This is a genomic window from Photobacterium sp. TLY01 (assembly GCF_021432065.1).
Lineage (GTDB): Bacteria > Pseudomonadota > Gammaproteobacteria > Enterobacterales > Vibrionaceae > Photobacterium > Photobacterium halotolerans_A.
Genome location: NZ_CP090365.1, coordinates 174,737 through 186,770, shown reverse-complemented (window position 1 = coordinate 186,770; position 12,034 = coordinate 174,737). Strand labels below are relative to the sequence as shown.

The following is a 12,034-nucleotide window of genomic DNA, read 5'->3' as shown; positions in this document are numbered from 1 at the left end:
TATGCGATATTCTCCGGTAAAAACAGCCGTCATTGGCTACGGTTTTTCTGCAAAAACCTTTCACCTGCCTTTCATTGAAGCGATGGATGAGCTTGTGCTGACCGCTATCAGCAGCAGCCAGACGGCGGCGGTTACAGCCGATTACCCTGACGTGACCTGTTTCAGCGATGCCGATTCCCTGCTGACCGACAGTGACGCCGAACTGGTGATCATCACAGCGCCCAACGATGTTCACTTCCGTCTGGCGAAACTGGCGCTGGAAAACGGCAAGCATGTCATCGTCGAAAAGCCTTTTGTCACCAAAGTGGAAGACGGCGAAGCCCTGATTGCGTTAGCCGAAGAAAAAGGGTTGGTGCTGAGTGTTTTCCACAACCGCCGCTGGGATGGCGACTTCCTGACCGTGAAAAAGCTGGTGGAAGACGGCAGGCTGGGCGAGGTGAAGTATTTTGAATCACACTTTGACCGTTTTCGCCCTGTAGTCCGTCAGCGCTGGCGTGAAATGGCCGAAGACGGTGGCGGCATTTTGTTTGATCTGGCGCCGCACCTGCTGGATCAGGCCCTGGCACTGTTTGGCAAACCTCAGGCCCTGACGGCCCAGTGTATGGCTATGCGGCCGGGTGCGAAAACCATTGATTATTACAACCTGATCCTTCAGTACCCTGAGCATCTGGTTCAGTTGCATTCGAACCTGTACAGTCCTGAGCCGAATTTGCGCTTTAAAGTGCTGGGTTCACTGGGTAAATACGAGAAATATGGTCTCGATCCGCAAGAAGATTACCTGAAAGCCGGCGTAAAACCCGAGCAGCCAGCATGGGCAGCAGAAGACGCAGCCCATTCTGGTCAGCTTCATCAGGAAGACGGCTCGCAAATCATTCCTACTGAATTGGGTGGCTATCAGCATTACTTTGCCGGCGTAACAGACGCGATTCGCCTCGGCACACCGAATCCGGTACCGGCACAGGAAGCGTTGCTGAATATTAAGCTGATTCAACTGGCGCTGGAAAGCAGCCGGTTAGGGCAAACCATGAAGGTGGATGCATGAGCCTGACACTGGACGTTTTGGTACAACAGGAAGCAGATTTGCAGCTTGAGCAGTTTAATCACGAGACCGCCTGGGCGCTGGGATCGTTGCTAAAAAACCATGCAGAAGCGAAACAAGCCTCTGTTGCGATCGAAGTGTACGCGTTTGGCCAGATTCTGTTTAGCTATGCAATGGCGGGAACGAACCCGGATCATCAGGACTGGATTCGCCGTAAACGCAACAGCGTACTGCGGTTTGGTAAAAGCTCTTATTACCTTGGACAGTACAACGCCCGCAAGCAGCGTGAGTTTGAGAGCCAGCCCCATATCGATGCGCGTGAATACTGTGCGCATGGCGGGTCTTTTCCGCTGCGCATTCAAGGATGCGGGCTGGTGGGCGCGGTAACAGTATCTGGCTTACCCCAGGAAGAAGATCATCAACTGGTGACGGATGCGTTGCAGCAAATTCTCCAGCCCCGACAGGGAAAGTGACAGTGAAAACCGCTCGCCTGAGCGGTTTTTTTTGGGGTGGTTGCCGGACGAGCATCATACCGTTGACGCTCTCAATCGGTGACATTTCCATGAGAATCACAAAACAGAAGGATATAAAACAAATTGTCTATGATTCAATTGCGGCATGAATGTAGTATGCAACTGAATTGAAAGACAATAATAAAAGGAGTCTCGAATGCAATGTCCTAAGTGTCATTCGAAGTTTGAGCATATTAATACCCCGCTGGGTGATATTGAGCGCTGTTCCGCTTGCAAAGGTTTATGGCTGGATGCGTATGAAATCGAAAAAATGAAGCCGCTGGCTGATGCCGTCGATATCGGGGATGCCGGGATCGGTAAAACCTTTAACGGTATAGATCAGATCGAATGCCCTGTCTGTCCAAGCAATAAGTTGCTAAGGCTGGTCGACCCGAAACAGCCTCATATCTGGTTTGAGAGCTGCCCGACCTGTAAAGGCCGTTTTTACGATGCCGGAGAGTTCAAGGATCTGGCAAAAATCGATTTGTCGGACTTCTTCAAACGCTTCCTGGTTGAAGAGCGTCTGTAATTGCCATAGAGAGCATGATTAGAAGGACACTGCGAATGGTAATGCGCTTGTAAGGGCTGATCCAGTCGCGGTTGTCCAGCCAGAAACGTGGCCGCACTTGCGGTTACTAATCACGCAGAGTCAAATTGTATTGTCTGTCAATTGCACATACTTACATTCAATCTTCTGTTAACTCGCAAACCGACAGATTATTTTTCTGAAGTAAACTCAGCCTGCCAAACTCCACTTTGCATATAAGCAATTGGAGATAATAGTGATGAAAAAATCGATACTGTTCATGGCTTTTCCTTTCATTGCCAGTTCTGTCGCGCTGGCTCATGACCTTTATCCTGCGGTACCCAGTTCACCGGTAACTCAGCAAATCATTGATCAGGGGACGGACGTTCAGCCTTTGGTGTCTGACGAAAACTTTGTGTTCAGACCCTATCAGAACCCGTTTGATGAACAGGCGTTCTTTGACAGTTTTGCCCCGAACTGGACGTCTTTGAAAGAAACTCTGATGCACTGGAGCGGCGCGACTGGGGTTGATCCCAGAGTCATCCTGGTCACTGTCCTGCTGACGGAAGACTGGCAACCGGACGCGGATGTTAACGAAGCGCAAGACATTCAGTTCAAAGAAGCGATCAAACGCGTTGCTAATCATCTTTCGCAGTATTTTTACCGGTATGAGGCTGATACCGCCATTCCGACCAATACGTCTACTTTGGCCATTCTCAGTACACTCAATGATCCGCAGCGTGCAGCAGAATGGTCGCAGCACTATGTGGCCTGGTTCGGTGAACCGGCGTCAACACGCCAGAGCCGTGCGGAATCTCGTGTCGCCAGTACGCTCGCTCCCCCTGCCGGCTTTATGCAGATGCCCTGGTATCAGGGGTACAGCTGGGTGCCCAACGGGCCGCATGCGCACAGTGGATCAGGCTTTCCGCTTTCTTCGATAGATGTCTCGTACGACTGGCCGGCCTGGGGCGGAGCGACCTACAGCGTCACCGCAGCCCATGATGGCTATGCGACTGTGTTATCACGCTGTCAGGTGCGGGTCACCAACCCGAATGGCTGGGCGACCAATTACTATCACATGGATGGTGTTCAGGTCTCCAACGGCCAATGGGTCAACAAAAATACCAAGCTGGGTACTTACGCCAATAATCGCTCGACCGCTTTGTGTGAGGGAGGTTCGTCAACCGGGCCGCATCTGCATTTTTCACTGCTGTATCAGGGGCGTTTCCAGTCGATGCAAGGCACCAGCTTTGGGCCATATCAGGTTCAGACCGGGCGTTACAGCTACGACGATAACTGCAGCTATACCTGGCTGGTGGATCAGCGCAACAATCAGAAAATTTGTTTCTGGCGTCGGATAGATAATCCGGTCATGTGAATGGGTACGCTCTAATTAGCAACTAAAGCCCAGCAGAGATGGCGGGCTTTAGTTGTTAACTATTAACTCACTCAATTTTTCATTACTCTGAAACAGACAGAAAACCGTCGATTGATCTCATGCAGCACGTGAACTTTGAAAATATCCAGGAAATGTATTAAGTCCATTTTGACTGATTCGTTGAATGGTATTGCCAACTCAGTATGCTGAACATAAGCCACTTCCAGTGCATCCCACAATTGATAGTACGATTGCTGAAAATCATCTTGTGTATCAGGGATCAGTGTAACCAGAGATTCAATATGACTCGCGAGACGACATGTACTGATTAATTCCTCTTCAGGTGCATTGTCTAACGTCCTGTATAATAAGATTAATCGTTGTAGGTCATTCATCATTCTCTCAATATGTTGGTGTCCGGCAATTGATCAGTACTCTACCACACACCCAAGCAAATATTACCCAGCGCCCATTTTTCCGCCATTTAAATTGCCTTTCCTGAGTTGCTGCAGCACCTGCTCTTTGGGTCCGTCGGCGACGAGCTGGCCTTGCTCCAGAACCAGGATGCGGTCGACAACATCCAGCATGCTGGTTTTATGAGTGAACAGGATCAGGGTTTCGTCATTGTCGAGCCTGTTTAATACCTGTTTGAGTACCTGTTCGGCTTTGTTGTCCATGCTGCTGCTGGGCTCATCCATCACCAGGACTTTGGGCTCAGTGAGCAGGGCACGGGCGATGGCGATGGCTTGTTTCTGGCCACCGGAGAGTGCTTGCCCGCCTTCGCCGACCTGGCGATCCAGCCCGGCTTCATCCTGCCGGGTAAAGGCGGTGACACCGGCCCGCTCTGCGGCACGAAGAATGGCCTCGTCACTGACTTGCGAGCGGCCTAATGCAATGTTATCGCGGACGGAACCATAGAAGAGCATCAGATCCTGCGGCACACTGCCGATATTGCGTCGGATGTCTGTGGGGTGCAGCTGACCGATATCCGTGTCATCAAGGCTGATCGAACCTGCCGAGGGCTTATAGAGCCCCATGATCAAACGCTCTATGGTGGTTTTGCCTGAGCCGACCCGGCCAATGATGGCGACTTTCTCACCCGGTTCTATGGTCAGATCCAGATCTTTGAGCGCCATGCGCTGCTGGCCGGGATATTGAAAACTGACCTGGCTGAACTGAATCCGGCCCTGTAAGGCGGCGCGATGCAGAAACCGCTTATCAGCTTCTTGCTCGACCGGTAAGGCCATGAGCTGCTCGATAATGGTCTTGGCCGATTTTGCCTGATGGTAGCGGGTCGACAGCAACGCCAGTTGCACCAAGGGCCCGACCGCGCGGCTGCTGAGCATAGAGACCGCAATCAGACCGCCCATGGTGAGCTCGCCGGCGGCAATCTGATACACGCCGAACACGATCATGCCGACTGTGACAAACTGCTGGCAGAATCCGGCAGTGTTCTGTACTGAATCGGTCAGGCGCCGTGATTTGATACTCCAGTTGGCCATGTGCGCCACTGCTTCTTCCCATTTGTACTGAAACTGGCTTTGTGCTTCGAACCGTTTGATAGTGTCCAGTCCGGACAGGCTTTCAATCAGGTTGGCGTGTTTTTGCGACGACAGGCGCGAGCCTTCTTCGATGCTTCTTCGCAAAGGCCGCTGCACCAGCAGGCTGTAGAGAATCAGAAAGGCCAGAGCGACAATCGGAATGATCACCAGCGGCCCGGCAATCAGCCAGATCACCACCAGAAACAATATCGCAAAGGGCAGGTCAATCAGGGAAGTGATGGTCGCTGAGGTGAAAAACTCCCGGATGGCTTCAAATTCTTGCAGATGCCGGGCCAGGGCACCGACTGATGGTGGCCGGGCTTCCATCCGCAGGCCCATGACCTTGGCAAAAAGCTTGGCAGATATCAGAATGTCAGATTTTTTGCCCGCCACATCAATGAAATAACTGCGCATTAACTTAAGCACAAAGTCAAAGCCAAAGATCAGCGTGATGCCGCTTGCCAGCACCCAGAGTGAATCAAAGGCCTGATTAGGGACAATTTTGTCGTAAACCAGCCGGGTAAACAGCGGGGTGGCAATAGCAAACAAGTTGATCAGAATGGAGGCAATAAATACATCGCGGTAGATATTTCTCGATAACCAGAGCGTTCCCCAGAACCAGTGTCCTTTTGTCGGTTTGAGCAGCTCAGGTGATCGCTCGTCATAGCGAAACCGCTTTTTGAGCAGAAACAGATGGCCGGTATAGCTCTCATTGAATTCTGAAAAAGATATCCAGCGCTCTTCACTGTCAAACTGAGGTGATATAACAGCAAGTTGTTGTTTTTCATGATCGATGCTGGCGACTACGCAGGCGCTGTTGCCCTTGAGCAGCAGTATGGCCGGTAGCAACATGGGTGGCAGTTTTTCTATTGCCAGTTTTTCTTCTTTGGCTTCTAGCCCGGCTTTTTCTGCGGCCCTGGGCAGCAGAAAGGGAGTGAGCTGTCCGTCTGGCAGCGGCAGGTCGGCAATTAACGCATCGGGTGTGTTGGCCACCCCATAGTGGCGGCTGACGACAATCAGGGCGAGCAGTAAAGGATCTGTCATGGAGATGCCCTTAACAGACTGTCGACCACATAACCCTGAAAGCCCGTGACTGAAAGTGCTGCCAGTTTATTCATCTGCGCTTGTGTTTCAACCCGGGTGGCTATGGTCAGAATATTCTGATTATCTGCGGTCCGGGTAACCGCGCGAAGGACATTGGTTTTTATTTCCTGATCTAACTGGCCGGTATAGGCGTAGTCCAGCTTGACATAGTAGGGCTTAAATCGCTGCAGATAGCCTAAAGTACTAAAATGATGGCCGTAGTTATCAATGCCGAAACGAAATCCGTAATGACGAATGATGCTGCAAAGCAGGCTGGAAAATTCATAATGATGAACAAAAGCAGCCTCAGGAATTTCTAACAACAGTTTGCTGCTAATGTGACGGTGCATTGCCATAAACCCTGCCAGCCAGCGGAGAAAACCTGCGGCGCGAATGCTGCTCAGGCTGAGGTTGACGGTTAACGGCACCAATGAGGTATCGTCACGATAGCCTAAGTGTTTTGCCATCTTGCTCAGTACATAACGGTCAAGGCTGGCGCCATCCTCCAGCGTATCCAGCGCGTGCAGGAAAAATTTCGCCCGGTAAGACTGGCCCTGATGTTCCACACTGGTAAACACTTCTCTGAATAAAGGCTGGTGTTTCTGATCAATGGCCGTTTGAAAACTGAATGTCAGTTGATCTGACTTGATTGCCTGAGCAACCAGCGACTGCCATTGCTGGCGGCCAAAAGTGGGTAAATGGGTATCGTCGCCGATAACGCACAGCGGAAAGTCTGTCTGGGCAGATGCCAGATTCACGGCATTGTCTGCCGCTGCCAGCAAATCAGACACTGTCTGCATTTTTCCTTTCATGACAACGGCTACGCTGCTGTTGTGTTCAGCCACGCCCTCCGGCACCGGATGACATTTCTCTGTGATGGCGAGCATGCGTCCGGCAATGTCAGTCAGGTCTGTTCGCGACCGAACCGGTCCGACATAGAGAAATTCTGACTGACTGAGCCGGCCCAGGGTGGCCTTCGGGCCAAGCAATGTTGTCAGTTGACGCGACAGGGCTGAGACAAGGCTGTCGCCAGCGCGGAATCCCTGCTGCTGATAGGTCTCTTTAATGAGGTCGACCCGCAACAGGACAATCCCCCCGTGGCCCTTATCCGGGATCAGCGCAGCGAGCTTTGAGAGCAGAAAACGGCGGTTTGCCAGCCCGGAAACGGGATCCTGATAAGCCTGGATACGAAGTCTGTCTGCAGCTTCGGCTTGCTGTCTGAAATGGTGGCGTATCTGCTGATTCATGTGGTTAAACGCGTCCACCACATCGCGCAGTTCCTTGGTGGCCGGTAAGGGCAGCGGCGCTCCGAAGTCATTGCGGGAAATGGCCTGCGCTTTGGTCCGAAGCCGGTTCAGCGGTTTGCGGATAATCAGATTCAGGCCCAGCAGTAAAGCCGCTGCGCCCAGCCCGAGTATGGCGGACAGAACCAGAAACAACTGAACAGCGCTTTGCCAGAGCTGCTGGTAAGCGGCAGCCGGATTACTGGTCACCGACAGCTCGGCGGTTTGCATCCAGCCGCTGGTGAGTGTCACTGAACGTGACTGCGGCTCGATAGGCAGCCAGCGGCGGAAAAACTCAGGTACGGCAAAGGCACCCGGCGGGTATTCCCTCAGAATCTGGCTCTGAGGCGTGATGATACTCAGAGAAACCCGCTGGTAAAAACTACCGTCAAACATGGCGTTAATGACAGATTCCGCCCCAACCAAATCCTTCATCGCCAGATAGGGGGTTAAAGCCAGTCCGGCGGCATTCACGGCATTGTCTGTCTCGATGGTTTGCTGGTTGAGCAGATAGGCACGGGTATTGTGGATTTGAACCGAGAATACGCTCACCAGCAGCAGCACAAAGACCAGGAATAACCAGAGAATGAGTTGCCGGTAGAGTGTCATGCGTCCCTTCCTCCTATGGCTGGTCCAGATTGATGACAGGGCGCGCCAGTGTCTGCGCTTCAAACCGCTCTCTCAGGTTGGTCCAGCGTTTCAGGCGTGAAGACTGACCGGCAAGTTGCCCTTGTCCCTGTTGTTTCATCAGCCATAACTGACTGCCGTTAAAGCTGTAAACGGGCAGCAAGTCGGCGCGTTCGGTCGCGGGTTTGATGTCAGGAACCAGATTATCCAGCAGGACAGGCACCTCACTTGGGCTGGCATAATAGGCCAGGACCATATGGAACTGATTCAGATTGAGCGACTTCACATAGACAAGGCGCAGTTTCTGATCGTCGATACCCAGTTCCCGCAACGAAAAATACTTGGCAATCGTAAAGTCCTCACAGTCGCCGCCTGCCGCGCCGAGAAACTCAGAGGGCGTCGCCCAATAATCATTTTCTCCCCAGATTTCAATATCATTCAGAAACGTGAATTGGTTAAAGAAGCGGTTGACCTGTTCCAGTTTTTGCCATTCCTGCTGATGGGATACGGAAGTCAGCAGTTGCCGCCAGGCGATCATCCGCTTGCCTGCGCGCTCACCATAAAAAGCCGTGACGCGATCAAACGCCGCTTGTTCCTGTTCATTGAAGGCACTCAGCGGGGGCGAAAGGAATAGCCATGTCATCAACAGCCACCGCGTCACTGGCGTTGTCGGTCGGGAGTCTGAGTGAACCCTAGTGTCATACTGTTATTGATTCCTTGTGGTAAAGATAGTCCAGCGTTCCAGTACCCCGGCGTCGGCGCCTGTCACGGTTGCCGTCACACGACGGCTGAGAATATTGGTCTGTTCCCGTGTCTGTCCCCGTACCGGTTCGTTATCACCGAAGCCAACCGTTCTGACCCGTTCAGGCGCGATACCTTCATCTATCAGCAGTGTGCGCACATTTGCAGCGCGGCGCTTGGATAAATCCAGATTATGTGGCGATGCTCCCACCGGGCTGGCATAGCCTTTCAGTTCAATCGCTGTTTCCGGGTACGCTTTCAGAAAGGCGGCCATTTTTTGGATCTGGCTGCGAAAACCGGACGGGATCACATCAGAATCGTTGGCAAACAGGATATGCAGCTGATTGGTGCGCTTGCTTTCAACGAGTTGCGGGCAACCATCGTTGTTGACGACCGCAGGGATCGGTGTGTCAGCACATCGCTCCCGCGCATTGATTACACCGTCTGAATCCTGATCCAGCAGATCACGCGATTGCTCGGCGACAGGCGGATCCTCTACTGTGGTTGAGCAGCTGGCCAGCACGAGTATCAGTAAGAAACACATCACTTGTCGTTGCATGTCACCTCCTTACTCGTCAGCGTACCGACTCAGCCCATTTATCCGGAATATCGACCCGCATTTCATCCAGCAATTTACCCGTGGCATTCAGGACTCTGTATCTTGCCAGAATCCCGTCATAAAAGGCCTGTAAATAGGCTTTACGGGCATCGAACAACTCGTTTTCCGTGTTCAGCACATCCAGCAGGGTGCGCTGCCCAATCTGAAACTGTTTCTCATAGGCGATCACGGTACGGGCCGAGGCATCCACATGTTTTTGTAAATACTGGGTCTGGCGTTCAGAGAGTTCCAGCGCGCTCCAGGCCAGCCGGGTGCTTTCATCCAGCAGACGGTGCGCTCTGTCGCGGATGTCTTTGGATTTATTGATCTGGTAGGCTGCCCGGCGGCTTTCGGCCATGTCTGTACCGCCGTTATACAGGTTATACCGCATCCGTAACCCGGCTTTTAATTCGTCAGTATGGCCGGGTGTGCCTTCCAGATCTTCGCCCCATTCCTGAGAGGCTTCAATGGAGAACGTTGGCCAGAAATCACCGCGCTCCTGCTTGTACTGATAATGGGCCGCATCAACATCATTGCTGGCGGTTTTCAGGGTCGGGTTATTTTCCCTGGCGATTTCAATGGCCCGATCCAGCGAGGGAGGCAGGAAATTGATATCCACTTCCGGCTGAACCAGATTGACCGGCTGTTCGCCGACTTCCCGGTAAAACTCTGTCACCTTGTCCTGTACGTTATTACGGGAAGCGATCAGGTTGGACTCTGCCCGGGCCAGCCGGCCCTCGATCTGTGACAGATCGGCAATCGAGCCAATACCGGCATCGGTGCGTTTTTTGATATCGGTGTAAATTCGCTGGTGGATCTGGTAATTCGATTCCGAGAGAGACTGCACTTCCTGCGCCTGCAGCACATTGAGATACACTTCAGCCACCCGCAGCGCTTTGTCCTGTGCATCGGCCAGTAGCTGGTAGCGCTGTGCTTCGGCTTCGGACTTATTGCGCTGGATATCGTGATAGGTGATGGAGCCATCCCAGATGAGCTGGCTGATGCTGATGGTGGCATCTGACGGATTATAATCGCCCGTGCTATTGGTGGTGTCATCGTAGTCTTCGTAGCCAATGCCAGCCTCCAGATCGACAGAAGGCAGATATTGCCCTTTCGATGCCCGAATTGACTCATAGCGACTCATGAAATCGTTATAGGCCCCTTTAATTTCCGGGTTGGAAGACAAAGTCTGAGCAACCGCCTGCTCCAGCGATTGTGCCGAGGCCAGTCCGGTGAACAGCGCCAGGGTCAGTGCAGTACATACCTTGGTGTACAGATAGTGCATGGGTTTACTCCCTCAGGGCGGAATTGCTGGCTTTCAGTATCGGGTTCAGTAAATACTGCAACACGGTACGTTTGCCGGTGATGATATCGGCCGACGCGGTCATTCCCGGTATGATCGGCAGCTGCTCACCGCTGTTATCCGCAAGATTGTTTTTTTCTGTTCTAATTTTTACCTGATAAAAACTATTGCCTTCTTCATCCTGAATCGTATCGGCGCTGATTTGCTCCAGTGTGCCCTCTAAACCACCATAGACTGTGTAATCATAAGCCGAAAATTTAATCATTGCCTTGAGACCTGGGCGTAAGAAGCCAATATCCTGTGGCAGCACTTTTGCTTCGATCACCAGGTTATCTTCTGTCGGGACGATGGCGACGATGTCCATGCCGGGCTGAATCACACCACCGATGGTATTCACATACAGGGTCTGCACTGTGCCATTGACCGGTGAGCGCACCAGAGTTCGCTCGACTTTATCTTCCAGACCCACGCTGGACTGGTTCAGGGCATCACGTTTAGCCGTGGCCTGATTGAGATCGGCCTGAATGTCTGAGCGGAATTTGAGTGCGACATCCAGCCGTTTGAGTTCGGCTTCCCGGATGGCTGCCTGAATCACGGGGATTTGCAGCTCAGTCGAGCGCATGTCTTTGCGGGTATCGTTGAGCTGGCGTTGCAGCTTCAGCAGTTCAATCTCAGGGACGACGCCTTCATCGGCCAGCGGCTTGGTGATCTTGTATTCCCGGCTGGCAAGGTTGTAACCCTGCCGTTGTCCGCTGAGCCTTGAGCGGGCTTCAACCAGTTCCTGCTGTTTCTGCTGAATCTGTTGTGCGGCCACAGCAAGCTGACTTTCAAGGGTCGACAGATTATCGCTGTATTCAGCCTGCTGACGTTTGACCAAATCCGGATAGGCACTGAGAAAGGTATCAGGAAAAACCAGGGGCGTGCGGGAAACAGACACGGCTTTGTTTTTCTGATTCACGCTGACATTGTCCAGCAGGGCATCCAGCCGAATGGCATCGGCCTGTGCGCTGGCCAGTTCTTGCGCCCTTTCATTGAAATCAGACTGGAAACGGGTGTCATCAATCAGCAGCAGAGGCTGATTTTTGAGTACCTGTTCACCTTCTTTGACCATCAGGGCTTTAACGATGCCGCCTTCGAGATTTTGGACCACCTGAAGCTGAGAGGAAGGGATCACTTTGCCGTTGCCAGTTGTGACTTGCTCCAGCTGGGCGCGGGATGCCCAGACGCCTGCCACAATAAAGAAAATGACAATCACCCAGAGCATCACTCTGGCGCTGCCCGGTGTGTTGAGCAGCAGGGCGGCGGTTTTATCATCCACAAAATCAAGATGTTTACGATCCACTGACGGCGTCTTCATAGTTGTCGGCGCTCTTGCTGTCGCTGCGAAATTGTCTCATTAGCAA

10 protein-coding genes are annotated in these 12,034 nt (G+C 52.5%); 4 read left to right on the top strand and 6 right to left on the bottom strand.

All coding sequences use genetic code 11. The annotated features are described in order from the left end of the window. The first annotated feature begins 1 nt into the window (after position 1). The 4 genes from LN341_RS16395 (at position 2) to LN341_RS16380 (ending at position 3,455) form a co-directional block, all read left to right on the top strand. Positions 2-1,042 carry an oxidoreductase gene (locus LN341_RS16395; protein ID WP_234206047.1) on the top strand — a complete coding sequence of 347 codons (1,041 nt, stop codon included), beginning with the start codon at positions 2-4 and terminating at the stop codon, positions 1,040-1,042. Then, positions 1,039-1,512: a heme-degrading domain-containing protein gene (locus tag LN341_RS16390; RefSeq protein ID WP_234206044.1), complete on the top strand. Its 474-nt coding sequence runs from the start codon at positions 1,039-1,041 to the stop codon at positions 1,510-1,512. Before LN341_RS16395 ends, LN341_RS16390 begins: the two co-directional genes overlap by 4 nt. Before the next feature lie 196 nt (positions 1,513-1,708). Then, on the top strand, positions 1,709-2,080 hold the full coding sequence (locus LN341_RS16385) for a zf-TFIIB domain-containing protein (RefSeq protein WP_120512804.1): 372 nt from the start codon (positions 1,709-1,711) through the stop codon (positions 2,078-2,080). 256 nt (positions 2,081-2,336) lie between these two features. After that, on the top strand, positions 2,337-3,455 hold the full coding sequence (locus LN341_RS16380) for a M23 family metallopeptidase (protein ID WP_234206042.1): 1,119 nt from the start codon (positions 2,337-2,339) through the stop codon (positions 3,453-3,455). 458 nt (positions 3,456-3,913) lie between these two features. On the opposite strand, the gene LN341_RS16375 is transcribed toward LN341_RS16380, so the two are convergent. The 6 genes from LN341_RS16375 to LN341_RS16350 all read right to left on the bottom strand — a co-directional run bounded on the left by LN341_RS16375 (position 3,914) and on the right by LN341_RS16350 (position 11,988). After that, complete coding sequence (locus LN341_RS16375; protein ID WP_234206039.1) at positions 3,914-6,040, bottom strand: type I secretion system permease/ATPase; 2,127 nt, start codon at positions 6,038-6,040, stop codon at positions 3,914-3,916. After that, positions 6,037-7,971, bottom strand: coding sequence for an EAL domain-containing protein (locus LN341_RS16370; RefSeq protein ID WP_234206037.1), 1,935 nt, complete (start codon positions 7,969-7,971; stop codon positions 6,037-6,039). The genes LN341_RS16375 and LN341_RS16370 overlap by 4 nt, the downstream gene beginning before the upstream one ends. Positions 7,972-7,984: 13 nt before the next feature. Continuing rightward, positions 7,985-8,632: a transglutaminase-like cysteine peptidase gene (locus tag LN341_RS16365; protein WP_046220133.1), complete on the bottom strand. Its 648-nt coding sequence runs from the start codon at positions 8,630-8,632 to the stop codon at positions 7,985-7,987. Positions 8,633-8,695: 63 nt separating this feature from the next. Beyond that, positions 8,696-9,289 (bottom strand): OmpA family protein, encoded by a 594-nt coding sequence (locus LN341_RS16360; protein ID WP_046220134.1) that lies wholly within the window; start codon positions 9,287-9,289, stop codon positions 8,696-8,698. A 16-nt stretch (positions 9,290-9,305) separates the two neighbouring features. Then, positions 9,306-10,613, bottom strand: coding sequence for a TolC family outer membrane protein (locus LN341_RS16355; protein WP_052729935.1), 1,308 nt, complete (start codon positions 10,611-10,613; stop codon positions 9,306-9,308). A gap of 4 nt (positions 10,614-10,617) precedes the next feature. Then, positions 10,618-11,988 (bottom strand): HlyD family type I secretion periplasmic adaptor subunit, encoded by a 1,371-nt coding sequence (locus LN341_RS16350; RefSeq protein ID WP_046220135.1) that lies wholly within the window; start codon positions 11,986-11,988, stop codon positions 10,618-10,620. Positions 11,989-12,034 lie beyond the last annotated feature (46 nt).